The organism is Companilactobacillus bobalius (genome assembly GCF_002179915.1).
Lineage (GTDB): Bacteria > Bacillota > Bacilli > Lactobacillales > Lactobacillaceae > Companilactobacillus > Companilactobacillus bobalius.
This window is the reverse complement of sequence record NZ_MYFM01000002.1, coordinates 1-24,783: the sequence shown is the minus strand read 5'-3', so window position 1 is coordinate 24,783 and position 24,783 is coordinate 1. Positions and strand designations below refer to the sequence as shown.

General features: G+C 34.6%; 23 protein-coding genes. 10 read left to right on the top strand and 13 right to left on the bottom strand.

Annotation, left to right across the window (positions count from 1 at the left end; translation table 11 throughout):
- Positions 1–5: 5 nt before the first annotated feature.
- Both LKACC16343_RS03155 and LKACC16343_RS03150 read right to left on the bottom strand, forming a co-directional pair.
- The gene (locus LKACC16343_RS03155; RefSeq protein WP_056954093.1) at positions 6–524 is read right to left on the bottom strand and encodes an SRPBCC family protein; all 519 of its coding nucleotides are present in this window, start codon (positions 522–524) and stop codon (positions 6–8) included.
- A 124-nt stretch (positions 525–648) separates the two neighbouring features.
- The gene (locus LKACC16343_RS03150) at positions 649–1,317 is read right to left on the bottom strand and encodes a type 1 glutamine amidotransferase (protein ID WP_056954091.1); all 669 of its coding nucleotides are present in this window, start codon (positions 1,315–1,317) and stop codon (positions 649–651) included.
- 209 nt (positions 1,318–1,526) lie between these two features.
- Here LKACC16343_RS03150 and LKACC16343_RS03145 point away from each other — a divergent pair, with 209 nt between their 5' ends.
- Positions 1,527–2,111: a hypothetical protein gene (locus tag LKACC16343_RS03145; protein WP_056954089.1), complete on the top strand. Its 585-nt coding sequence runs from the start codon at positions 1,527–1,529 to the stop codon at positions 2,109–2,111.
- Positions 2,112–2,146: 35 nt separating this feature from the next.
- Here LKACC16343_RS03145 and LKACC16343_RS03140 read toward each other — a convergent pair whose 3' ends face one another.
- The 5 genes from LKACC16343_RS03140 to LKACC16343_RS03120 all read right to left on the bottom strand — a co-directional run bounded on the left by LKACC16343_RS03140 (position 2,147) and on the right by LKACC16343_RS03120 (position 6,960).
- Positions 2,147–3,157: a helix-turn-helix transcriptional regulator gene (locus LKACC16343_RS03140; RefSeq protein WP_056954087.1), complete on the bottom strand. Its 1,011-nt coding sequence runs from the start codon at positions 3,155–3,157 to the stop codon at positions 2,147–2,149.
- A 23-nt stretch (positions 3,158–3,180) separates the two neighbouring features.
- On the bottom strand, positions 3,181–4,086 hold the full coding sequence (locus LKACC16343_RS03135) for a WYL domain-containing protein (RefSeq protein WP_056954085.1): 906 nt from the start codon (positions 4,084–4,086) through the stop codon (positions 3,181–3,183).
- Between the two features lie 95 nt (positions 4,087–4,181).
- Positions 4,182–4,988: a MerR family transcriptional regulator gene (locus LKACC16343_RS03130; protein WP_082604583.1), complete on the bottom strand. Its 807-nt coding sequence runs from the start codon at positions 4,986–4,988 to the stop codon at positions 4,182–4,184.
- A gap of 79 nt (positions 4,989–5,067) precedes the next feature.
- Entirely contained in the window at positions 5,068–6,018 is a 951-nt protein-coding gene (locus LKACC16343_RS03125) for a zinc-binding dehydrogenase (protein WP_056954083.1), read from the bottom strand.
- Positions 6,019–6,195: 177 nt separating this feature from the next.
- Positions 6,196–6,960: a glycosyltransferase family 2 protein gene (locus LKACC16343_RS03120; RefSeq protein ID WP_034544396.1), complete on the bottom strand. Its 765-nt coding sequence runs from the start codon at positions 6,958–6,960 to the stop codon at positions 6,196–6,198.
- Positions 6,961–7,027: 67 nt separating this feature from the next.
- On the opposite strand from LKACC16343_RS03120, the gene LKACC16343_RS03115 reads away from it, so the two are divergent.
- The 9 genes from LKACC16343_RS03115 (at position 7,028) to LKACC16343_RS03075 (ending at position 17,926) form a co-directional block, all read left to right on the top strand.
- Entirely contained in the window at positions 7,028–7,780 is a 753-nt protein-coding gene (locus tag LKACC16343_RS03115; RefSeq protein WP_056954080.1) for a tyrosine-protein phosphatase, read from the top strand.
- Positions 7,781–8,173: 393 nt separating this feature from the next.
- Positions 8,174–9,628 carry a BglG family transcription antiterminator gene (locus LKACC16343_RS03110; protein ID WP_056954078.1) on the top strand — a complete coding sequence of 485 codons (1,455 nt, stop codon included), beginning with the start codon at positions 8,174–8,176 and terminating at the stop codon, positions 9,626–9,628.
- A complete protein-coding gene (locus tag LKACC16343_RS03105; protein ID WP_056954076.1) occupies positions 9,621–10,013 on the top strand; it encodes a PTS sugar transporter subunit IIA in 393 nt (130 codons plus the stop codon). Before LKACC16343_RS03110 ends, LKACC16343_RS03105 begins: the two co-directional genes overlap by 8 nt.
- A 3-nt stretch (positions 10,014–10,016) precedes the next feature.
- Entirely contained in the window at positions 10,017–10,463 is a 447-nt protein-coding gene (locus LKACC16343_RS03100) for a PTS sugar transporter subunit IIA (protein ID WP_056954074.1), read from the top strand.
- A gap of 35 nt (positions 10,464–10,498) precedes the next feature.
- Positions 10,499–11,839, top strand: coding sequence for a PTS galactitol transporter subunit IIC (locus LKACC16343_RS03095; protein WP_025086089.1), 1,341 nt, complete (start codon positions 10,499–10,501; stop codon positions 11,837–11,839).
- Positions 11,840–11,855: 16 nt separating this feature from the next.
- Positions 11,856–12,149, top strand: a complete 294-nt coding sequence (locus LKACC16343_RS03090; RefSeq protein ID WP_056954072.1) for a PTS sugar transporter subunit IIB — start codon at positions 11,856–11,858, stop codon at positions 12,147–12,149.
- Between the two features lie 251 nt (positions 12,150–12,400).
- Complete coding sequence (locus tag LKACC16343_RS03085; RefSeq protein ID WP_056954070.1) at positions 12,401–13,708, top strand: zinc ribbon domain-containing protein; 1,308 nt, start codon at positions 12,401–12,403, stop codon at positions 13,706–13,708.
- A gap of 134 nt (positions 13,709–13,842) precedes the next feature.
- Positions 13,843–15,798 (top strand): Ig-like domain-containing protein, encoded by a 1,956-nt coding sequence (locus LKACC16343_RS03080; protein WP_056954068.1) that lies wholly within the window; start codon positions 13,843–13,845, stop codon positions 15,796–15,798.
- Positions 15,799–15,973: 175 nt separating this feature from the next.
- Complete coding sequence (locus LKACC16343_RS03075) at positions 15,974–17,926, top strand: Ig-like domain-containing protein (RefSeq protein WP_056954066.1); 1,953 nt, start codon at positions 15,974–15,976, stop codon at positions 17,924–17,926.
- Positions 17,927–18,354: 428 nt separating this feature from the next.
- Here LKACC16343_RS03075 and LKACC16343_RS03070 read toward each other — a convergent pair whose 3' ends face one another.
- The 6 genes from LKACC16343_RS03070 to LKACC16343_RS14280 all read right to left on the bottom strand — a co-directional run bounded on the left by LKACC16343_RS03070 (position 18,355) and on the right by LKACC16343_RS14280 (position 24,238).
- The gene (locus tag LKACC16343_RS03070; protein WP_054642808.1) at positions 18,355–19,098 is read right to left on the bottom strand and encodes a glycerophosphodiester phosphodiesterase family protein; all 744 of its coding nucleotides are present in this window, start codon (positions 19,096–19,098) and stop codon (positions 18,355–18,357) included.
- A 276-nt stretch (positions 19,099–19,374) separates the two neighbouring features.
- Positions 19,375–20,535 (bottom strand): N-acetylglucosamine-6-phosphate deacetylase, encoded by a 1,161-nt coding sequence (gene nagA, locus LKACC16343_RS03065; protein ID WP_025085849.1) that lies wholly within the window; start codon positions 20,533–20,535, stop codon positions 19,375–19,377.
- 92 nt (positions 20,536–20,627) lie between these two features.
- On the bottom strand, positions 20,628–21,518 hold the full coding sequence (locus LKACC16343_RS03060; protein ID WP_056954064.1) for a DNA/RNA non-specific endonuclease: 891 nt from the start codon (positions 21,516–21,518) through the stop codon (positions 20,628–20,630).
- A 109-nt stretch (positions 21,519–21,627) separates the two neighbouring features.
- Complete coding sequence (locus tag LKACC16343_RS03055; RefSeq protein ID WP_054642805.1) at positions 21,628–22,539, bottom strand: L-lactate dehydrogenase; 912 nt, start codon at positions 22,537–22,539, stop codon at positions 21,628–21,630.
- A 154-nt stretch (positions 22,540–22,693) separates the two neighbouring features.
- On the bottom strand, positions 22,694–23,749 hold the full coding sequence (locus tag LKACC16343_RS03050; protein ID WP_056954062.1) for a D-alanine--D-alanine ligase family protein: 1,056 nt from the start codon (positions 23,747–23,749) through the stop codon (positions 22,694–22,696).
- A gap of 324 nt (positions 23,750–24,073) precedes the next feature.
- Positions 24,074–24,238 (bottom strand): hypothetical protein, encoded by a 165-nt coding sequence (locus tag LKACC16343_RS14280; RefSeq protein ID WP_156638771.1) that lies wholly within the window; start codon positions 24,236–24,238, stop codon positions 24,074–24,076.
- Positions 24,239–24,783: the final 545 nt, after the last annotated feature.

Below are 24,783 nucleotides of genomic sequence, written 5' to 3'. Positions count from 1 at the left end.
TATTTCTATTCCTCCTTGCCACCATTCTTAGTAAACTTGACTAAACCATCCAACCACTTTTGATGACCATTGAGCATTGGATTTGGATCTTGTTGTGATAATTCTGCAGCGGGTTTACCAATTTGTGATTCTTGTGTCAGCAAGCGAATCCGTCCATCACTCAACTTCTCAATTAGAAAAGCATGATAAACGTCAAATTGTGTTTTCTCATCACCGTTTTGCCATCCATGCCAAGCTAAACGTGCAATTCTTCCGTCACTAGGTTCTACTAATTCCATAACCTGTGCATCTATAGGGAATCCAAATGTATTAAAATGAAATGTCTCTGCAAAATGTAATTTAGTATCATCCTTAATACTCAACTCGATATTCGTTGCATTATCATAATATTTTTCCCATTTAGAAGTGTCGACCAAATTATTCCAAATATCTTCAATGTTAGCTTTGTCAGTGATAACTTCATTAGAAACAGAATTATCTGTTTTTCCTGGTAAATAGTCTGTAGACCAATTAATTGTTTTCATGTTTTATGTCCTCTTTTTTAAAGAATAAAATCATCTTATATCCTGGAGCTGACTTCAGGACAAGGATTAATTTCAACTTTTTTGTAAAAAAAAGGCGAAGAATTTAATCCTCGCCTACATAAATCTACTTTTTACTAATATAGTCTAATAAATTGAATAGAATCTCAGGATTCTCAACTGGAACGGTCATTTGCAAAATATCATCAGCCGTTTGATTCAAAACTGAGCCTTCGATATATAGAAAATCATTTACCACCATCTCACGGACGTTATCTGCCTTCGGTTCAAAATGAAACTGTAAACCAATAATACGATGGTTCATTACAAAGCCTTGATTCTTAACCTTATCACTGGAGAATAATAATTCAGCTTCATCAGGAATTTCAAACATTTCTTCATGCCAATGTAAAACGTTCATCTGTTCAGGTAAATCAGGGATTACTTGTGATTGTAAATATACCGGTGCCCAACCAACTTCCTTAGCTGGTGCTTTGGTAATATTGTAGCCAAGTTGTTTGGCAATTTGTTGAGCTCCAAAACAAGCACCAAAAATTGGTTTATCCTGTTCAATCATTTTTGCAATCAATTCACGCTCTTGCTTAATCCAAGGTAAGTCATCATTAGGACTCATTGGACCTCCTAAAATAACCAACATGTCAGTTTCATCGGCGGTTGGTAAATAGCCAAACTGATATGGATGATAAATATACATCTCATGTCCATGTGCTTGTGACCAATCCTGAATCATCCCTGGACCTTCATTTGGAGTGTGTTGCAAAACATTTATTCGCATATAAATCCTTTCACTCAACGGCAATGTTTAACTGGGTATCGCCTGCAACTGCCCAAGATGGGAATATTATAGCATGATAAATTTTTTTAATAAAAATACATTTTATTTTCAAAATATAAGTAGTGACATATTATGACAACTGACGGTGTTATTCTATATTTATCAACGATTGTTGAAGCTTAAAAAATCACTTATAGGAGATATTAAATATGAGAAATCCAAAATTTAATTCTATGGATAGTTGGGCAATTTGGGATATCCCAGATACTGATCTTACAAATAAAACACCTGATGAGCGTCAAAAGCTTTTTGGGGATAACTATCAACCTAATCATTCTCCATCTGAAAAACTAAATAAAGATTTAGACGCCAAGCTTAAATCTTCAAAATATGTTATTGCTGGAATGAACCCTGGTAATGCAGCCTCTGAACAACCAGTTGAACCATTTTCAAATTTTCATGGTGCTAAAAAGAGTGCTGACTATCGCTTGGCCGCCGCTCTTTACGGAACCGAAATTTGGGGTTCATTCATGACCGATGTCTCCTCTACAATAGAAAGTAAAAGTGACAAAGTCAAAATAACTCAAAATGATGTTGAAAAGTTTGAAAATCATCTTGACGAATTAGGTATTCCTGACGATGTTACTATAATTGCATTAGGTACAAAAACATTTGATGCCCTTAATAAATTTGCTAAACGTGACGTAAAAAAAATCTACCATTATTCAAGATCAAACGGTTGGTGGAAGGCTGAAAGGGTTCATGGTCAGATTGAAGATATTCTAAATAAGTAAAAAAAATCGGTTGGATATTAATCCAAACGATTTTTTTATTTATCATATAATTCAACTGCTTTTTTCAAACGAGTTTTAACTTCTTTAACTAATGATTCTGGACCTAATACCTTTAGCCCATCTCCTTGACTTAAAATCCACAACAAGGCACCCTCTGAGAATATCTCGCCTTTGATGATCACACTACCATCATCTTTAGTTTCTACAATCTTTGATCCTGGTAATTTATCTAAAGCTGTTTGAGGATAATTCCAGTATTGAAATGTATAGTTTACGTCATTCCCCATTTTTAATAGATATGTTTTTTTCAGTACTTCGCCTTCATCGACTTTTTTACTAAATGGGATATTGTAAGATTTACGTTTTTCCTTAATCGGAAAATCAAATCTATCAATTCTAAAGACTCGTGGATTGTCCTTATCATCGCCGTCTTCCATTAAATAGATCATTACATAATAAAATGAAGTATCAAAATACAGATTAATTGGTGTACCCACAAATGTCTTATCAGAATTACTGCCATCTCTGCTGCTACGGTATGTAAACTCAATTATCTTATGTTTGAGAATCCAATTAGAAAATTCATCAATTCTTTCTACCAAATCATCCTGTGTTTTAACAGGATAATACTTACCTAATGTTGTTGATAACAAGGTTTTAACACTTGACTGTTCACTAAAGGAAACAAAATTCAGAACTTCTTCTTCGATTTTTTCCAATTCACTTTTACTAAAAGCACGCGTTCCAATAACCATTTTTAGAATTGTCAATGCTTCTGCTGAAGTAATCTGTCCTTCGTTCTCAACTCGATAAACTTGATCTCTCACGTCATAAACAATTTTTCGATCAGGCATATATCGATCCAATAGGAATCTCATATATTTTAAATCTAGTTGGATGGCCTTCTTCTTTACACCATAATGTTTCATCGATTCTTCAAGGTTAAACGTCTCACCAGAAAGCAACTGAAGGAGTAATTCTACAATTCGATAACGACTACCATATTCCTTAATACGTTTTTCTTCATCCTCTAATTCATCGTCCATTGAAATTGCCTCCTAAAATATTCTTACTTTTCCATTTTTACTTGTTTACCATGGTCCAATACCCATACTAGATCCTTAGCATAAATTATATTTCCTTCAATAATGACTCCATTTTCTTTATGACCGGATATATGAAAATCAGGCAACCGGTTTAAGGCATCTTGAGGATTTCCAAGGTATAGAAAACGATAATGGATTTCTTCACCACTATTAGAAACATAATTTTTATTGCCAATTTGACTTCTATCTTCTAGTTTTTCTCGAGGAACTTTAATTTCATTATTTAAGACTTTGATATTCTGAAACTGATCTATCCGATAAACAACATTCTTACTTAGTCCACTTCCTACGTAGGTCAATATATAATAATGATCTTCTTTTGAGAATATTGATATTGGTACACCTTTTAGTATTTGGGTTTGACCATTATATGTGAACTGAACCGTTTTTCGATTAATTATTGCATCTATAAATTGATGAATAAGTTTCAAAACATCTTTATTATTAGACTTTATCGAACCATTAGATTCGTACGAACTAGCTAGCAAAGTTCCTACAGCTTTCTTTTCATCGGTTGCCACTAAAGAAATTATGTTCTTCTGTATTCTATTAATTAACTTACTATCAGCCTTTAATTCACTGCCTAGTAAAGGTAAAAGTGTAATTATCGCTTCTGTACAAGATAATTTTCCATGGTCAAAAATACTATAGTTATTTTGCTTCTCATTATATTTGATTTGTAATTGATAGTTTCCTACTTCTTTGTCTATTAAAGTATGCTTAATCGTACTTAAATCGCGTAAAATCGTACGCCTAGAAACGCCGTATCTCTCAGCGTCATTATTGATATTAATCTTTTCTCCGAGCATCATTCTCCCCATGATAGTTAACACTCGTTCTTGACTGTTTTTGTCCTTGCTGTTAGTCAACAGTTGGCCCCCTCTCCTAACCTTTACAACAATTCAAATTTTAGCATTGAGGGTCGCCACATTATGACATTTGGAAGGTACCGTAAAAAAACATTTTATTTATTTTTTAATTGATATTCTAAAAACATGAAGTCCGAACCACCACGATTCGTCAAAATACTATTATCATTCATTTGCCATAAATCAGTATTAATACTCAAATTCTGTTTTTGACAGAAATTCTTTAGTTGTTCTAAACCTCGACAAACTTCATCGGTACCATTTTCAACTTTAACAGTTACATATTCACCAGCTGGTTTTTCAATTGCCGGCATGGCCTTGCCACTATTATTGGTAGAACATTCTTTAATAACTCTAAAAGAAGCATCTGGATACTCTTGTGCATTTGCATCAGGTAGATCAGTTAGGAAGCCTGATTGGTTACCGTCCATTAAGGCAAGCTCGTCTAATTCCTTATAAAATGAACCAAACAGTTCTGCAATCTCTTCATCAGTACAAGAAGCCGATTTTTGTGAACACCAAAATGAGATTTTAGGTCGTTTAACTATTACTGGTTGATAAGGTTGAACGGTTAGTTGCTCACCTTCTCCAACTTTCTTAGAAACTACCGATTGGATTTTAGATAATTCAGTAATCTTTCCATCTATTTTCTTTTGAATATTCAACAACTCGTCCATAACTTCAGCACTTGAATTATTTTGTAATTCTTTAATTTTTTCCAATGGTAAACCTAGATTTTTCATTCCCAAAATGAATAATAAATCATATATCTGGTCATAGTCATAATAGCGATATCCATTATCACTACGTTCTTTAGGATGAAATACACCTTGCTCATCGTAAAATATCAATGTTCTTCTTGTTGTATTCGCTAATTGAGCCATTTCACTAATTTTTAACATATAATTTTCCTCACATTATAAAATTATATGCTAAATTAACAAAAAAAATACACCCTTCACAGGATGTATAAATTTATTTTTAGTCTGTTGTAACAATAACTTGTCCCATTGGACGGTCATGTTTCATAACGTATTCTTGAGCTGCCTGAATATCATCAAGTTTGAAGACCTTAGAAACTGGAATCGTCAAATGATTATCGTTGATCAACTTGAACATTTCAGCGACTAATTCATTACTAATATCTACACCATCGAAGGCTGTAATGTACTTGCCACCAATATTTTCAAATGGATCGAAGTTCTTCCATAGCCATTCACCAGAAAGTAATCCGACAACTGTATAAATACCGTCACGGTTTACATGAGCTAATGAATCACTGACAACGGGAGCACCAACCATATCAAGTAAACCATCATAAGCTTTTTCAGTTTGAAGTTTACCATCTTGATCAATCACAACATCAGTTGCACCCATATCAAGTAACATTTGACGACGTTCTTCACGTCTAGTTGTTGCTGTAACCTTGATACCCATAGCGTTGGCCAAAACCATTGCGGCCATACCAACACCAGTCGTACCACCACGAACTAAGAGTGTTTGACCAGCTTGTAACTTAGTTGTCTTCAAAGCACCAAAGGCTGTATAGAATGTTTCAGGGTAAATTGCAAAATCAGCCCATGAACCATCAAATTCAACTGGACGAACAATGTCATCTGGTACTAAAGCATATTGTTGTTCACCACCATCAAATTCACGACCAAAGCCACCATTGATGATAACGATCTTTTGACCTTTCTTTAAATCACTATTCTTTGAAGGTTCGAAAACTTCACCAACAGCTTCAACCCCAATAACTCTTGGGAATTTAACTGAAGGAGAACCACCCTCACGAGTTAGAACCTCATAACGATGAACGGCAAAAGCACGAATGTGAATTACAGTCTCTTTATCAGTTGCTTTAGGAATAGGACGTTCTTCAATCTTTAAAACTTCTGGGCCACCGGCCTTACGAATAACTACTGCTTTCATATTTAATATCTCCTATATATTTAATGTATTTATCTCTCAACAATTAAATACTATAAACTGTCCCGCCACGTTACAGTCAAGGGATAGTTTCAAAGTTTTTTTGAAAGCAAATAAACCCATTAAAGTGCTATTCTTTAGTTGGTAATTCAGACACAAAAAAAGCCGAGCTAAGCCCGACTACTCCATTTGATCTTTTTCTTTTCGAGTGCTGTCTCGAATTGCTTTGTAAACTTTCATTCTAGCGACTCCAACGTCACGCACATTTTCCATGGCAAAACGTTTGGTTATACTGTCTTTTCTAGAAATGTAATGATATAAAGGAAGGTTATCTAAATAAAATTGACGTGCGACAGTCGCATATTCAACGTTAAAAACTTGATCTTCCATTAAATCTAAGTCTGTTTGGAATCTTAAATTATTATCAGTAATAATCGAACGAATGTAGGCCTTATTCCAGGTGTAACCCATCACAGTACCTGTCATTCTGATTATTTGCTTGATTGCTTCATCTCGACCAACGATTGAAGTTTGTCGACTTGAAACTTTATTTTTTACTTTGCCATTTTCGCCTTCATTAAAGAACCCACAAGTAACCATATCTACATCGTAATCTTCAAATTTGGAGAGAAAGTGTTCTACATAATCAGGTTCAACCCAATCATCTCCATCAATGAAAGTTACTAAGTCACCGTCGGCACTGGCTAATCCAGTATTGCGGGCAGCTGAAACACCTGCATTTTGTTTGTGGCAAACAACAGAGATCCAATCATACTTTTCTTCATAGGAACGAATTATCTTCTGAGTTTGATCTGTAGAGCAATCGTCCACAATGATTAAGTCAAAATTACGATTAGTCTGAGCGATTACCGATTCAATCGAGCTAGAAATGTAGCTAGCTACGTTATAAGCCGTCATAATAATTGAAAGTTTATTTTTCACCATAAGTCACCTTAAATATTATTTTACTTCTAATGACCCAAAATACGCAACAAGACAGGGGAGGATAAAAATGAAACGTATCTTAAATCTTGAAGGTGCCATAAATTTACGTGAACTTGGTGGATATCCCACTAAGGATGGTACGACAATTAAATATAATAAACTTCTTCGTTCAGGGGATATAAGTAATTTAACAACTAATTCTTTAAACTACCTTAAAAAGTATGGTTTAAAATATGTTATCGACTTTAGATCTAATCAGGAACAACAAACTTGGTCCGATGTTACTTCCGATTTCTATCGCATATATTCTGACCCCGTCTACCCTTTAACCGGAAACGGTGATAAATTGGCTGGAGCCATTAATCATGGTGATTATTCTTATTTAGGATTGATTTATCAAAGTGTAGTTCTGGACAAACACGGTCAAGAAGCTTATAGATTTCTTTTTGAACGTCTTCTCAACAACGACCAAGATCATCAGTCAGTACTCTTCCATTGTGCAGCTGGTAAGGATAGAACTGGTATTGGTGCCCTTTTGATTCTGAAAGCTTTAGGCGTTGATGACGAAATAATTACTAAAGACTACCTATTAACTAACCTAATGTATCAAGATAGTGACGAAATCGAAGCTACTTTGAATGATGAAAATGGTAATCAAGATATCAACAAAATGAATATGACCAAAGGTGATTTAGAAAGTATCACCTCAGTTTTCGAAGCCATTGAACACTATTATGGTAGTTTCGAGAACTATTTGGATAAAGCTTTAGGTATCGATCAAACTAAATTGGCAGAACTCAAACAAATTTATACTGAGTAAAAATTAATCTAATATTGTTTTATATCAAACTAGATTGGCAAGAAGTATTTTGCTTTCGTTATAATTATTAGTGGGAAGACGTAACCTCACTGATTTATCTGACTACAAATCCTACAGACTTCCCGTGAATAATCTATTTTTATTTGACTGATACAAAACCAAAACGTCGTTTTCCTCATACAATTACTTGTATGAGGTTTTTTTTATGTGCACTAAGTGACTCTGTCACTTAGTGCACATTATGCATGTGTTCTATGAACACATACGTTCCTTGATTTTTGAATCCACTATTAAGAACATATAAGGAATTCTAGGTGTCCGTTCCAATGGACATTCTCTTATAAGATAATTAAACTTATCGTCATATAATTATAGTTAAGAAGGAGGAATACCATGGATCCACTCGCAAAGAAAGTAATCATGTTTCTTTCTAAGAACACCGGCTATATTAAATCTACAGATTTAGCCAAAGAATTGAATGTTTCCACCAAAACAATTTATCGAACTGTTAAGAAGATAAATCATGATAAAGAAATCATCACTTCGCAACGTGGTTTGGGCTACACAATTGAACCTGGCAACGATTCTGAATTCACCGAGAATTTCGATGATTTAAACGAAAACAAAAAACGAACTTATGCCATCGGTGTTTACATTCTTTTCAATCAACCAACTGGACCCAAATTTTTTAAGACTGCCGACAAGTTTTATCTTTCTGAATCAGCTTTAAATAAAGAGATTCAAAAAATAAATTCAAGTATCGACAAATTTAAAATTAAAATCACCCGTAAAAATGGTCACTTAATTGTTATCGGCAATGAAATCGATATTCGTCAGGCATTAAATTTCTTCTTAATTCGTAAAGGAGCTGTTTCTGAAGGTTTTACTTCTATCTCGGAAATTTTTCCTTCTATTAATGATAATGATCGAAGTTTTCTGATTACTCAACTAACTTTGATTCAAGATGAACTTAATGTAGTACTAGTTGATCCCTATACTTTAAACATCTTTTCTCATTTATATATCTTGATGGGAAGAATTAGATCGGCCGCCCATGCAAATAAACCAAAAAAAATCGAAACAACCGATATCAAATACGATCAGTTTTACGAGACAGCTCGCCTAATCATTGAGAACATTTCTCGGTACACGAATCGCACAATTGATGCCAGTGAGATCATCTATTTGTCTCAATATCTGTTGTCACTGCGTTATATGCACAGCAATGATATTCAACAAATTAACAATGCCGCGCCTACCACTCAGTTTGAAAAGCCTGTGATTGACTTTGCTAACGAAATTATCAACCACTATCCTTTCCAAAAAATCATCAATAAACAGCATTTATTAACAGATTTATGTGCCCATATCAAACCAATGCTCAACCGCCTAAAATCAAATTTAGTCGTCGTCAATCCTCTAGTTGATGAAATAAAGGACAGCTACAGCCGAGAATTTCAACAGACAAAACAAATTGTTGATAACTATACAATGAAGAAATATCAATTAAAATTGTCGGAAGATGAAATTAGTTTTATTACTCTATACGTGGTTAAAGCGGTTGAAGAAAGCGCTAAAACAAATAAAATTTTACTAATGTGTACTACCGGCATCGGTACAGCACAACTACTTCGGACCAAATTATTGAATGCTATTCCTAATTTGAACATTACTGATGTAATTTCTTCTTACAGTTATCGTGAGGATATGTCTAAATATAATGCTGAAGCCGATCTTATTATCAGTACTGTCGCTATTCCTGAACAGAGTAAAGTCCCTATCGTCGTAGTCAGCCCACTATTAAATGAATTGGATTTACAAAGAGTTAAATCGTTTCTAAATGTTTAAATACAACTATTTCCAAATCGATAATGTTGATTCAAAACAGGAATTGAATCAATTCATCAGTAAAAAAGTTGAAGCACTTTACAATATTGGGGCTGAGAGTGTTTTATCCAAAATTACTGAACGAGAAAAATTGGGTTCCGTTGAAATTGGAACTAATTTTGATTTACCACATATCGAATATAGTGGTCAGGAACAAGGAATTATTTTAGTAAATTATAAAATAAATCATTATTATGCCACATCTTTGTTTATAATTTTAAATGTTGTCTATCTTGATAAGGATTTGGGAGAATTCTTAAATCGCATTCTAAATGACGCAGGATTAGATAAATTACGCAATTGTAGAAACATTAATGATCTACAGAGAATTGTAGAGGGGGGATAAAAAATGTTTGACGAAGAAATTGTTTTACTCGACATTACACCAAAAGATAGTACTGAAGCCTTATCAATGGTTTCTGACGAACTAATCAAAAAAGCTGTCGTTAAAGAAAGCTACAAAGACGCTGTTATCAAACGTGAAAAGGAATTTCCAACTGGCTTAAACGCGCCAAGTTGTGGCATTGCAATTCCACACACTGATGCTATTCACGTTAACAAGCCACAGATTGCCATTGCTCGTTTAGCTCAACCAGTTAAATTCTTACAAATGGGGGACGGAGCCGATGTCGAAGCTAAATTAATCTTTATGTTAGCTTTGAAAGAACCACATGCTCAACTTGAAACACTACAAAAACTGATGGCATTAATTCAAAACGAAACTGCCGTAACTGAATTAATTGCTGCCAAAGATTCAAAAACTGTCATTAACGTATTAAAAGAAAATGATCTTTAATTTTTAGGGTTTAAAAATTATGAGGAGATGTCATTATGGCTGTTATTAAATGGTTATTGAGTGCTGGTCCTACAGTATTCTTACCAATGTTATTATTCGTTTTCGCACTAATTCTTAGGATCAAACCGGGTCGTGCTTTCAAAGCTGCCATTACTGTTGGTATTGGTTTTATCGGTTTGAATTTAGTTATCGGATTATTGACTGATAATCTTGGTCCTGCAGCTCAAGCAATGGTTAAAAACTTTCATCTAAGTTTGAACACCATTGATGTTGGTTGGCCTGCCGCTTCTGCAATTTCATATGGTACTACTCTAGGCAGTTTAGCCATTCCTATCGGAGTTGCTTTAAACGTTGTTCTATTGATCTTTGGACTTACAAAAACATTGGATGTCGATTTATGGAACTATTGGCATATTGCTTTTACTGGTTCACTTGTTTTTGCCGCAACAAAGAATTTTGGTTTAGGTCTTGCTACAATGGTTGTTCACGCAATGTGGATCTACTTCTTAGCTGATCTTGCTGCTCCAACTATTCAAAAACATTATGGTCTTGCAGGTATTTCTTTCCCTCAAGGTGCTTCAGCCCCAGGATTTGTTTTAGCTTTACCTATTAACTGGTTACTAGATCGCATTCCTGGTGTTAAAAATATTCACTGGACTCCTGAAACAATTCAAAAAAGACTTGGTATTTTCGGTGATTCAGCAGTTATGGGTCTAATCATTGGTATCGTTATTGGTGCTCTTGCTCAATACAATGTTACAAAGATTCTAAACTTAGGTATGTCAACAGCTGCTGTTTTGATTTTAATGCCTAAGATGGTTGCCCTCTTAATGGAAGGTCTACAACCTATCTCTGAAGCAGCTAACACTTTGGTTCAAAAGAAATTCCCTGGACGCAGTCTTTATATCGGAATGGATTCAGCTTTGGCCGTTGGTCAAGAAGCCGTTCTATCTGCATCCTTAGTACTTGTTCCACTTTCACTATTAATCGCTGTTATCCTACCTGGTAACAGAGTTCTACCTTTCGGTGATTTAGCAACAATTCCATTTATGGTTGCCGTTATGGCTGCTGTCTTTGGTGGTAACGTCTTTAGAATCGTTATCGGTGGTATTATCGATATTGCTATTTCATTGTTAATTGCTTCATGGGCTGCTCCACTACTTACGATCACTGCTAAATCAGCTCACTTTGCAATGAAGGGTGCAACTTCTATCTCAATTCTTTCCGATGGTGGTACTTGGACAACATTAATGATCGTCGGACTTGGCAAATTGATGACTTGGACAGGTATAATAGGTTTAGGTATTGTCGTTCTTGCTCTAATGATCTGGCTCAACAAATTTCATGACAAGAAAGTCGCCGCAGAAAATAATTAAAAAGAAGGTTTAAAATATGGCAAAATCACTTATGGTCGTTTGTGGTACTGGTATCGCTACTTCTACTGTTGCTACAGGTAAAATTAAAAGCTACTTGGAAGAACAAGGATTAAGTTCTGAAGTTCATTTCCTACAATCAAAAATTGCTGACGAAGTTAGTGCTATTGGTAATGATGAATATGATATCGTTGTCTCAACAACAATGGTTCCAAGTTCAATCAAAGACAAAGTTATCAACGGTGTTCCTTTATTAACAGGAATCGGTGCTGACAAGGTTTTTGAAGAAATCAAATCTAAGATTGAAGCTTAATTAATCATAAAATAAAGCATCGAAATCCTATTCAGATTTCGATGCTTTTTATATATTTCCCTTATGTGAAAAACAAATATAATATTAGTGATAAGATATTTTTAAGCAAACTTTAACAATATTTTGTATAATTAAGTTTCGGATGTATATATACAACATGTGACCTTTTTGTGAACTTTTATCAAATGTCTTCATATACATAACAGTGTCTTGTATACTTATTTTGTCAACATAATGGAGGAATGCAAATAATGTTTTGTCCAAATTGTGGCCACAAAGTTGATCCAGATCAAAAATTTTGCGATAACTGTGGTTGGGCCCTAAAAAAGAAAAATACTGAAACAACAGAGACTAAAGACGATGACTCAATTCGTTCTTTGTCTGAAATTGAAAAAGAATTAAATCAAGAAGATCCTTCAACTAAGAAAACCGAAGAGAAACCTGTTTTACAACAAGCTCCTGCTCAACAACGCGAATACAGTAACACTAAATCTGAACCTGAAGTTGAGGCTCACAAACAAGAACCTGCTCACTCAGAACCAGAAATGAAAACTTTTAAACAAGCTGATCGTTCATCCTTCAAAAATACAGGTGCCGAAGAACCTTTGGATGATCGGACACAAGTTTATAACAAGAATGATTTCAATCCTATTTCTCAAAAACCATATAAGGCTAATACCTTTGAAGATCCAATTAAAGAACCATTAAGTGATCCTTTTAAGCCCACTGAAAGTGAATTACGTGCTGCTAGAGCTAAACAAGCAGCTGAACAAGAAGATCCAAACGATGGCTTTATTCACAATATGATCAAGTTCGCTAAGAATAATGCTTTTGTAAGTATCATTGCTGTTATTATCGTAGCAATCTTACTAGTATTCAAACGTAACTACGGATTCATTGCTTTAGCTATTGTCCTTATTGCCTGGTTCCTACTTTCTCAATTACGTCACGGTAACGAGACTGGTGCTAATAAAGCTTTAAAACGTGAAACATCCTTAAAGAAAAAAGATTCTGACGGTTCTGATGATAATTACACTGAGGAACATTATCAAAAGCCTGCTCATAACAAGAGAGATATTGCAGCTGAAAAACTTCATTCTAACAAGAAGACAACCGCCCAAAAAATAATTATTGTTTCTTCAATTATCGGTTTCATCGCTTCAATCGGTGGACCATTCTTAAATGGTGTTTCACTAACAAGTACTATTTCTACGGCTGCTAATTACACAGCTAACATTGGTGCTCAACCAATTTGGATCACTAATGGATTTTCAGCAATTCGTATTATCTGTTTCTTATCACCAATCATTACTCTAATCGCTGCTAACTTCAGAAGACGTGGCACAATTAGATTGGTTAGAATCTTTACAGTCTTACCTACTATCTTATATGCGGCACTTTATGGAGCTCTCTACGCCGGCTTGGTAAATTCAACTGCTATTACTGGACAAGTAGCTGTGACAACTAATGGATCATTTGGTACTAGTTTCTATGTTATTTTAATTACATCAGTTGTTTCTCTATTGATGTCATATTCATTACGTCCAAGAATAAAATAAACCCTTACGGGTTTATTTTTTTATGCCAAACTGTATATCAAATTAATAGAAAATATTTTGTAAAAAGTGAACTATTCCTCCACAATCTTTTTAATATAATTATTTTGAATAGTAAGTATATTGGAGGTGATTTCGTGAAATTTAATAAACATATAAATAAAAGTATAAAAATATTCTTCATTTTTATCATGTCTACTTTTATGATTAGTTTAGCAATTATCACGACGGAACATCTGAGTCAGGCCGAAGAAGAAACAGTCATATCACCTAAATATACTCCCACCAAAGACCCTACTAAATTTATCGGGATTTGGTTAACTAGTGGTTACTCTTTGCAGCCAAAAGAAAACTACTATACTACTGTCAATAATTCAGTGACTATTAAGACTAATACAGGACGCTCTGTTTGGACGTTATTAACCGGAATTTTCGATTCTGCAAGTTATCAATGGTGGGAATCGACCGATGGTAAAACTTGGTCAAAAATAAGTAAATCTAATGGCGGTCAAAGGAAAAATTTGGTAGTTACACCTAAAGAAACTGGTACCACTTGGTACCAATTAGACACACAATACGCCTTTTTTGGTATCAACAAGAAACATCTTTATTCTAAAGTCGGAGCCATTCATGCCCTACCCGAACCAGTCAACGCAACCAAAGTGGACGTCTCTGTTGACGATGATTATCTCTATAATACCAGCGACAATCTTTCCAACACAACTTATGCTCATGCTACACCTACACCTGCTAATTCTACTGGTACAGTTGATTGGTCCGTTGACGATGAGTCCCTGGCTACAGTCGATAGTGAAGGTCTCGTTACGGCTAACAATCAAGACAAAACTGGTACAGTTCATGTTATTGCTACAATGACGAATCCCAATGGAACTAAGATTCAAGGCTCCACTCCTGTTGAAATCGGTGGTGGTCTAGAAGATAAAACTGTTAAATCTGGTGAGACGGCCACTTTTACTTTGAAAGGTAATACCGGTGGCGATGGAGACGACGAAGAAAATAATGGATCTGTAACAATCGATTGGTATCGTTATGATCCAAACACTGGGCAAAGAACCAAAGTTGAGTCTAACGGTGGCACCAGCTATACTACTCCAGATACGACTTATGCTGATAACGATGCTTTCTATCAAGCCATTATAACTTTGAAAGTTAATCTGATTACTAAAACAATTACCACCAATAAAGCTAAACTAACAGTTATCCCCTCTGGCGATCCCGATATTGAAATCACTAACCAACTTACCAATCAGACTTTTACCACTGAGGATAATGACGATCACAATCTTTACGACGTAGTAAATGGTGACAATGTCGTTTACCATGACACCCTCAAAAATAATAGTAATGATAGCTTCTTGAAAAATGGCTTTTATGTTATCCCGATGCACACAGGTACAACAATCAATAGTGTCAAAGTAAATAATCAAGAGCTAGATGACGACAAGTATTCAACCATTCATAATGACGGAGATGATACCGACGATCTTGTAATTGATTTAGACACCTTAAACATGCAAGAAACAGCAACTATTGATGTTGATACAACAGTCAAAAATGCTATTCAAAAAGAATCTCGTTCCTACATTCCTTACGTTTACGGAACCAACAATGATGATAACGTCTATCGTAAAGACGGTGCCGTCGAAACCATCACTTACACTACTAATAGTTTAAATGCCAACATTAAGAATATCGACTTTGGCACTATCAAGGCCTTTAGCAAAGGTACTTTGCAGCATCGTCCTAGTGCAATGAACTCCCCTAACAATGTCATTGATATTAGTGACCAAAGACGTGATAAAGGTGGACTAAAAGTTTTCGTATCGCAAATGAATGAATTTACCGATGACAACTCCGAAGTGTTGCCAGTCAGTTTAAGATATTATGAGAATGGTAATTACATCGAAGTTTTGAATAATAAAGTTCAAATATCACAATCAGACGTTGGTCAAGAGTTATCCTCCATTGGCTGGAGCAAAGATGATGGCCTCTTACTACATGTAAATGATGATCATCTAAAGGCCGGAAAGTACAGCACTACACTAACTTGGTACTTCGAAAACAGTTTGTAAATATTGAATAATAAAAAAGCACGGAATAAATTCCGTGCTTTTTTTATATTAAAATATAAATTTTTTTAATCACTTTTTAGTTCTAAAAACTTGCAAAATTTGCAAAAATGTCTTTATTAAAAATCAAACATTATATACAATGAGTTGTGGTCTAAAAATATTAAGGAGAAAAAGTGTGATACTTTATACGAACTTGAAAATCAAATTATTCATCAGTTTCATTATAATTTTCACAACTGCCTTTTTCCTAATTACAAATGAGCAAACTATAATAGCCGAAACTGAAGAATCGAATCCCCCATATAAATTCAAACCTAGCCCTGACGCTAAAAGATTTTTGGGAATTGGTCCAATCACAACCAGCGGCTACACTGAACAGCCTAAAGAACATTACTATATTATATTGGGTGAGAAACTCCATATAGAAACCAACGTTGAGCGAACTCCTTTGTCTAATTTTCTCTTAGTAGCACGATATCATTGGTGGCAATCAACTGACAGTATTACTTGGAACGAGGTTGACAAAAAATCAAATGGTAATTCCTCACTTGATTTGATTCCCACTACAGTAGGTAAAACATATTATCAGTTAAGCACTTCCTATGTTATTCCTCACGCTTTTATTGGAAGTATTTTTTATTCCAAGGTAGCTACTGTCGATGTCGAACGAGAACCCATATCTGCTAAAAATGTCAAAGTTCATACTAAAGCGGATTACCTCTTTAATATCGATAGTAATATTACTCGTGGCACAACCTTTGCCTATTCAACTTCCAATCCTTTTAATGCTACTGAATCGACAAAATGGTCTGTTGATAAACCAGATTTGGCAACTGTTAATGGTGATGGACACATTTCTGCTAATACAAATGGTAAATCAGGTATCGTTAAAGTAACTGGAACTATTAATAACAAGGATAATACCATCGTTTCCGATTCTAAAGAAATCACTGTTGGAAATGGATTGATAGACCGTACGGCTCATGAGGGTAAGAAAGCTCGTTTCGAAATTCAAGGATTAGACGGTAACGAGCGCGATGATGAATTAGGAGATGTCACTATTAATTGGTATAAGCAAGTTAATTCACAACAAATGGAATTAGTTAAATCAGAAACGAATCCTGCTTCTAATGATATTTTTTATGAAACTCATCGAGTTCATCCTGAAGACAATAACAGTAAATATTATGCTGAAATTGTTGTCAAACAAGCAAAGAGTAATGATAATAGTGTTCTTATCGGACCAGCTACTTTAACCGTCCTGCCACCAAATGATCCTAAAGTTGAGATTTCATCAACTATAACTAACAAAACGCTTAATACTGATTATTCTGGAACTCAATTAAATGAAGTAATTGATGGTGATGAATTAAATTACAATATTGATTTATACAATAATAGTAAAAGAGATATCCACGACGCCTACATCACTCTGCCACTTCACTTATACACTCAAATTGAACATATTAAAGTCGACGATGCCGAAATTGATAATTCTGATTACTTACTGACTACAAACGAAAAGAATCAGATATTGCGAATCAATTTGAATGATTTTATTGCGCACCATGAAAAGAATATTTTCATTGAAATAAAAGTTAAAAATATCCATGAACGTGAATCCTTTGATTCTCAAATTGACTTTCATGGATTAGATCCAGATTCTGATGAATATACTAGTCAGGGCAATAAATTAAATATTAATTACATAAATAATCAATTAACAGCATCTGTCAAAGACCTACATTTTGAACCAATCACTCTTTTTACTCATAATAATCTAAAGTATCGTATCTCCGCTAATAACGATCCAAATGAGGTAATTTCAATAGATGATCAACGTCGTAAAAGACGTCCTTTAAAACTCTTTTTGAAACAAGAAAGTGACTTCGAAAATAAGGATAACAAATCGATTAAATTACCCGCTGATTTACGTTATTACAACGGTGATTCTTTTACATCACTAACTAATAAAACTCTTATTAATGAAACAACATACGGGCAAATATTCAATTCCATCAAGTGGCATAAGAATCAAGGGCCACTTTTACACATAAATAATAGTAACCCTATCCCTGGAGATTATTCTTCAAAACTTACTTGGCAATTCGAAGATAGTATCACTTAGAGGATTATACGAAGGGTATGAAATACATTACTTATCTTGGATTAGTTTACATTCTGTTTATACTTAACAGTAAGAGAAATACAAATGAAGAAGCGGTATTTATATTTCTCGAAGCCTCACAATGTGAGCTTGCACTTACCAAAACATCACCGATTTAAAGACATCGTAGTCAAGGTAAATGTAATCGAATGGGATAGTATCAAAAAAATGGGTTGAAATGGAGATGACACAAAATCAAACATATAGGAGATTTTGTAGTATCAGAAAATGATATTGAATAAACCACGTGTTTTAAGCAAGTTCTTTACCCTTCTAAGAACTGCAGAATTGTCATTTATCATGATGAATCCTCCAAAACAAAAATTTAGCCTAGACAAAAAGGTCTCGTAGAAGTTAAAAGCACTAACTTCTACGAGACTATTTTTGTTTTATTCTTCTAAAAAGCTCATTCTATCTGCAATATTAGTAATTATTCCATCAACACCCCACTTGAGTAGTGTTTGCGCACGATTAATATCGTCGATTGTCCAAGCGTTAATCTCATAACCATAATCCTTCATTTGTTTAACTTTAGCTTCAGTTAATGAAGAACCATCTGGATGAACAATTTTAGCATGGCAAGCTTGCATAACTAAATTCCAATCATCCCCAAGTGTTGCTCGGCTGAATAGAACAGCATATTTTAAGTCCGGTCTTAACTTATACATTTTTTCCAACATAATTGGATTAAAACTAGAAATAATTAATTCAACATGTTCATCTAATCGGTCTAATGATTCAACAAATTTTTCAACTAACTTATCAGCTAAATAATTAGCGTTGTCCCCTACAACACCTTTTAATTCAATATTGGCGTTAATCTTGTGAATATTAAGAAAATCAATCAGTTGGTCCAAAGTTGGTATCTTTTCACCGCGAAATTTCTCAGCAAACCAATATCCGGCATCGGCATTAGCTACTGTTTCACTATCAATAGTTTCAATTGAACCAGATTGATTTGTCGTTCTGTTCAATTTGTCATCATGAATGACAAAGATTTTTTCATCTTTAGTGATACTTAAATCAGTCTCGATCCATTTAACATCATGATTTACTACCTCATTGAATGAGGCCATAGTATTTTCAGGTGCTAATGTTGGTATTCCTCTATGAGCAACAATTTTTTTATTCATAGTAATCCTCCCGATATGTAGAGTATACAACAGCCATGCAAGGGACTAAAAAACCGAGGTATCTTATTGGTTTGCCTCGGTTTTTTGTTGTGGTTCTATTATCTGGTTTTTCCTGTTTGGAATAACCAATGTTTTAATCTTTATAGTGAAAACGAGCTACACAGGCCAATTTCTTCCAGTTTGCTACAGCACTGAAATTGCCCGCCAAGTACGCGTGCGATTCCAGTACTTACGCAAATCCTCGGGAGCTGACCGTCCTTGTTTCGCTCTCTATTTTTAGGCCTTATATCTTGATACACCATCAAGATATGTTTCTGATAATGTCATATCATCATCAAGCACGATGAAATCAGCATCTCTACCATCAGCGATAATACCACACTTGTCAGCAACTTTTGAACTCTTAGCAGCTGTGTAACTTGCCATTTCTACAGCTTCTTCATCTGTAGCAATGTTCCAGTCAACAACGTTCTTGATAGCTTCATTCAACATCAAAATTGAACCAGCTAAGTTATGTGTTTCATCTTTTAATCTGGCTGTTCCGTTAGCAACAACAACTGGTAGTTCACCAAGTACGTAGTCACCATCTGGCATTAAACCAGCACGCATACAATCAGTAATTAGGGCAACGTGTTCTGCACCTTTCTTTTCGATAACGATTCTTGCTGCAAATGGGTTAACGTGGTGTCCATCACAAATCAATTCATCATCAACTAAGTGCATTGAAAGTGCTGCACCAACCATACCTGGTAATCTGTGGTTCAATCCACTCATACCATTATATGTATGTGTGAATCCTGTAGCACCTGCTTCAACACAAGCCTTAGCTTGTTCAAATGTAGCATCACTGTGTCCAAGGTATACGGCAACGTTATCTGAAGCAACAGCTTTAGTAAATTCAACCGAACCTTTTCTTTCAGGAGCAATAGAAATCTTCTTGATCATGCCGTGAGCAGCTTCTTGCCAGTCTTCAAATTCTTCGGCATCTGGATCTCTGAAGTACTTAGGATTTTGTGCACCCTTGTGTTTTTCTGTGTAGAAAGGTCCTTCAAAGTGAATACCTTGAATCTTAGCACCAGTAGCCTTCTTGTAGTTATCACCAATTGTTTGGCAAATGTGTTTTAGTTGGTCATGTGATGCTGTCAAAGTTGTTGGCAACCATGATGTAACACCGGCCTTCAATAGACCTTCTGACATTTCATTTAATTTTTCAAAATCGTCATCCATAACATCATGACCTACAAGACCATGAATATGTGTATCAACTAGACCTGGGGCAATAAATTTGTCTGAGTAATCAACAACTTTACCTTCAGGTTTTTCTTCGTCAGCATGATAGAATTTACCAAACTTACCATCGTCAGTAACTTCTAGGTAGCCGCCATTTTCAGTAGTGTTTTTTAAAAAGAACTTCTTAGCATGAATATAATATGACATTATCGAGTCTCCTTACTAATTTTAACGTTTTCATTATACCATTATTTACTGGTCTATACCACAAGAGAAAAGTAAATAAATCTCCCATTCGTCTAGTGATAATAGTGGCGATACTTCTTATAATGTCTGTAATTTTTGTGCCTATTATTATAATGCTTATTTTGATAATTATTAGCAACTCCGGGTACTGTGAAAGTTGTATCCACGGTTGACCGTCCTGTCGCATAATCAAAGACAATATTATTTTGAACATTCCACAAATATCGGTTAAATTTGAAACTTCCATCAGTTGATAACGCCTGTACCCAAACGCCTCGAGCCATTAATTCATTACCTCGAAAAATTGGTGTTACTTGATAAATAACTTTTTTATTTTGCGCCAACTCATTACGAACCATTTGCTCTGTTTCAGTCATTGTTTTTTGATTTGAAAACTCTGTTTGTGTAAAAAGGTTATACGGATTATCAATACTACCCAACTGGCCTTGTTGTGTTTGACCAGACTTATTCAAATTGAAAGTCATTGTATAAGCAATCAAATGTCCTCTATTTTGTGGAATAACACGTGTCCCATTGACGATTTTAGGCTCGTTATGCCAACCAGTCGGACGCCACGTCTGTTCAGTTCTCGTATTAGATTTACCCAAATTATTACGAGTTAAGTATGCTGTCGCCGTTTTAGTTCGATTTAGATTGTCCAACCCACCATAATCAATATGAGCCTGAGCAAAATCATTAGCTTGAATAGTCGTTGGTTGATCATTATTCAATACTTTAACTGCTTTATCACCAGATTTGTAAGTCCAATTACTCATTTCCTCTGCTGTAACATTTTCAGTGGAATCGGATTTGGATTTATCTATATTGGAATTCTTGTTAGTCGTTGTTTCTTGATTATCAGCTTGTTTAGAACCAGTATCCGCATTCGTCGAACAGCCAGTCAAAAGTAGTGGTAGAAGTAACAGCAATAAGGCCTTTTTCATAATTTGTCCCCTTAATAATTTTTAGCAAGTTCCATTATATCAATATATGTGAATTATCCTGCCAAAACAAAAAGAGTGCGACATTTTGTCTACACTCTTCATACATAATTTATTTTAAATTTTTCTTGATATAGTCGGCAGAATATTGAAGTTTATCTAACTCATCTTGTGGCAAGTCCAATTGCAATTGCTTTTCAATTCCGTCACGTCCAACAATAGCTGGATATGATAGGTAAACACCATATTCTTCACGATAATTTGATACTGGCAATTCAATATTAGCATCATTTAGAATAGCTAACGAAAGTCTAACTGCTGCAGTCGATACACCATAGTTGGTATATCCTTTGCCATCAAAAACTGTGAAACCACCCATTCTTACATCTTCATTAATTTGATCCAGATCAAGTCCATTTTTCTCAGCTAATTCTTTAACTGGTTGATCCATGACTTTTACTGTTGACCAAGCCGTAAATTGAGAGTTACCGTGTTCTCCTAAGTTATATCCCGATACAGATCTAGGATCAACATCAAAGGCTTTACCAACAGCACGTTTCATTCTAGCTGAATCAAGTAATGTACCAGTACCAATTACACGCTCTTTAGGAAAATCAAGAATTTGTTGATACATTGATGTCATAACATCATTAGGATTACTAATTACGACCATGATGCCATGGAATTTAGTTTGTTTAATCTTATTGGCTACATCTGTTACAGAATCACCAGTTGGCTTTAATTCTCCAAATCGATTTGGATGTTCTCCACCGATTAATTTGATGTGTCCAACAGCTGAAATAATAATATCGGCATCATCCAATTGAGAATAATCATTTACATAAATATTAGTATGCGCTGGCAAATTGGCCATGGCATCTTCAAAGTCTAAAGCATCGGCCTTAACCTTTTTCTCATTCTTATCGATCAATACCAAGTCATCGACAAATCCACCGGCTACAATATAATGTGCACATGCGGCACCAACATTTCCCATTCCAATAATTCCAATTTTTCTTGTCATGAAACATACCTCGCAATCAAATTTTTAAAGAATAGTTCACACGACAATTATACCTTAATATTAGTAACCGCTTTAACAAGTCTACAAATCTATTTAACAACAGAAAAAGACTACCTCCAAATTCAGGAGATAGTCTTTAGTTTAAAATTCGTTATTATTTTCTTTCTTCGTAGTACTTAACTTTACTCTTAATGATTCTCTCACAAAGATCAGCATATGAAATACCGGCAGCTTCAGCTTCTCTTGGCATTAATGACAATGGTGTCATACCTGGCAAAGTATTAGCTTCCATGACATATAATTGACCGTCACGTAATAAGAAGTCAACACGACCGTAGTTACTCATACCTAGAGCTTCAAAAGTCTTCTTAGTTAATGCTTGCATCTTTTCGTGAATCTTATCATCCAAATTGTCTGGAGGAGTAATAAAGTGAGTTACATTGTTAGCTTGGAATTTATGTTGGAAATCATACCAACCTGTATCAACAGTAACTTCGACAGCTGGAAGAACCAAACCATCAACGATAGCAACTGAGAATTCACGTCCCTTGATATACTCTTCAATTAAAACTTCATCATCAAATCTCAAAGCATCAGCAACTGATTCTCTTAATTCAGTAGCGTTATTTACAATATGTGTACCAACACTTGAACCACCATTAGAAGGTTTTACTACCATTGGATAGTTGAAAGGAATATCCTCTGATAAAATCTTAGCAGTCTTAGTTGTTGTATATTGAGCAGTTGGAATACCATCTTGTACAAAAATTTCTTTAGAATATTTCTTATCCATAGCAAGTCCAGAAGCTAATGAACCACTACCTGTATACTTGATATCAAAGACATCAAAGACAGCTTGCATCTTACCATTTTCGCCATCTTCACCGTGAAGTCCCATGTAGACAATATCGGCATGACGACAAATGTTAAGAACATTTCTACCTAATAGACCTTTAGTTCCATCGGTTCTCAAAGCATTGATCTTTTCATCCGTAAGAACTTCATCATCAATAACTAATTTACTTTCATTTTCAGGTTCTGTTGTGAAGAGATCATCAATTTTATCTTCTTCGATATCCTTACCTAAAAATGAATCAACGTAAGCTACTTCATAACCTTTACTACGTAGTGCGTTGGTGATTTTAATTCCGGAAGATAAAGAAACATTTCTTTCTGTACTTCTTCCACCTGAAAGAACGACAATTTTCATTGTGTTTCACCTAATCCTTTTTATTTAATTATACTTACTTAAGCGTAATCCTAGAACCTACAGAATAGCATAAACCAGCGGTAAAAGCCATTTTAATTATCAAATAAATAGGAAAAAAATTCATCGGTTTGTGAAAGCTTTTTTCTTTAACGAATGCACTTTTTCAGTAACTATTATAAATATGATAATACTAGTTGACATGTTATTACTTTATAGTTGTTTTAGACGTCTTATCTTGTTAATATATTAGTGAAACAAGGCAAAAAAAAGACCACTTAAAAAGTGGCCTTAATCAGTGTCCTTGTCTAATAACAATATTACATATTATTTAGAGTCGGACACGGCAATGTCCGACTTTTTTGTTTGAATTATTTCTTCAATTCTTTGATAATTTCTAGTAAAACTACTAGAATCAAAAAAATGGAAATTAATTCCAACGCCAAAGCCTCCCGTCATGATAGGAAGACTGAGAATATGATTTTTAACCATAAGCACCAGCTCCTTTCAATATAAGGCAAGGACACTACAGTAAGTATAGCAAAAGATAATTCTTATCAGTTAGCATTTACATGCAAAAGTGCAAAGCCCTATTAAAAATAATAAATAGACTATAAAATTACTAATCAATTAAAAAAATCTATTAATGATAGACATGTCCTTAGCTCAGAAGCGTTAAAAAAGCGTGCGAAAAAACAAGCAATTCTCACGCTTTTTAAAAATAAGAATTAAATAGCAGAAAAGAACGATAATCAGTCAGAAGAGGCTGATTATCGTTCTTTTTAATTTGATGACATATACAAATTATTTTTCAACAACCCTTTAGTCTGTGGAAGTCTTTTCTTTAGCAAGCATACCCTTTTCAGCAACTTTGAAGAATGGGTAATACATTGCTCCAGCTAAAACTAACGGCTCTTTGTCAAATCGTATTGATGAATAGTTTTTGTATAGAAGGCAACCTCATGTAGGTTGTCTTTTTTTATGCGCAAATGAGTCTTATTCTCTTAAGAAAATGGTCAAGATTTCTGAAGCCATAA

Coding starts and splice junctions, on each gene's coding strand:
- LKACC16343_RS03155 (WP_056954093.1), bottom strand. CDS start 524: ATGAAAACAATTAATTGGTCTACAGACTATTTACCAGGAAAAACAGAT.
- LKACC16343_RS03150 (WP_056954091.1), bottom strand. CDS start 1,317: ATGCGAATAAATGTTTTGCAACACACTCCAAATGAAGGTCCAGGGATG.
- LKACC16343_RS03145 (WP_056954089.1), top strand. CDS start 1,527: ATGAGAAATCCAAAATTTAATTCTATGGATAGTTGGGCAATTTGGGAT.
- LKACC16343_RS03140 (WP_056954087.1), bottom strand. CDS start 3,157: ATGGACGATGAATTAGAGGATGAAGAAAAACGTATTAAGGAATATGGT.
- LKACC16343_RS03130 (WP_082604583.1), bottom strand. CDS start 4,988: ATGTTAAAAATTAGTGAAATGGCTCAATTAGCGAATACAACAAGAAGA.
- LKACC16343_RS03125 (WP_056954083.1), bottom strand. CDS start 6,018: ATGAAAGCAGTAGTTATTCGTAAGGCCGGTGGCCCAGAAGTTTTAAAG.
- LKACC16343_RS03120 (WP_034544396.1), bottom strand. CDS start 6,960: ATGGTGAAAAATAAACTTTCAATTATTATGACGGCTTATAACGTAGCT.
- LKACC16343_RS03115 (WP_056954080.1), top strand. CDS start 7,028: ATGAAACGTATCTTAAATCTTGAAGGTGCCATAAATTTACGTGAACTT.
- LKACC16343_RS03110 (WP_056954078.1), top strand. CDS start 8,174: ATGGATCCACTCGCAAAGAAAGTAATCATGTTTCTTTCTAAGAACACC.
- LKACC16343_RS03105 (WP_056954076.1), top strand. CDS start 9,621: ATGTTTAAATACAACTATTTCCAAATCGATAATGTTGATTCAAAACAG.
- LKACC16343_RS03100 (WP_056954074.1), top strand. CDS start 10,017: ATGTTTGACGAAGAAATTGTTTTACTCGACATTACACCAAAAGATAGT.
- LKACC16343_RS03095 (WP_025086089.1), top strand. CDS start 10,499: ATGGCTGTTATTAAATGGTTATTGAGTGCTGGTCCTACAGTATTCTTA.
- LKACC16343_RS03090 (WP_056954072.1), top strand. CDS start 11,856: ATGGCAAAATCACTTATGGTCGTTTGTGGTACTGGTATCGCTACTTCT.
- LKACC16343_RS03085 (WP_056954070.1), top strand. CDS start 12,401: ATGTTTTGTCCAAATTGTGGCCACAAAGTTGATCCAGATCAAAAATTT.
- LKACC16343_RS03070 (WP_054642808.1), bottom strand. CDS start 19,098: ATGAATAAAAAAATTGTTGCTCATAGAGGAATACCAACATTAGCACCT.
- nagA (WP_025085849.1), bottom strand. CDS start 20,535: ATGTCATATTATATTCATGCTAAGAAGTTCTTTTTAAAAAACACTACT.
- LKACC16343_RS03060 (WP_056954064.1), bottom strand. CDS start 21,518: ATGAAAAAGGCCTTATTGCTGTTACTTCTACCACTACTTTTGACTGGC.
- LKACC16343_RS03055 (WP_054642805.1), bottom strand. CDS start 22,539: ATGACAAGAAAAATTGGAATTATTGGAATGGGAAATGTTGGTGCCGCA.
- LKACC16343_RS03050 (WP_056954062.1), bottom strand. CDS start 23,749: ATGAAAATTGTCGTTCTTTCAGGTGGAAGAAGTACAGAAAGAAATGTT.
- LKACC16343_RS14280 (WP_156638771.1), bottom strand. CDS start 24,238: ATGGTTAAAAATCATATTCTCAGTCTTCCTATCATGACGGGAGGCTTT.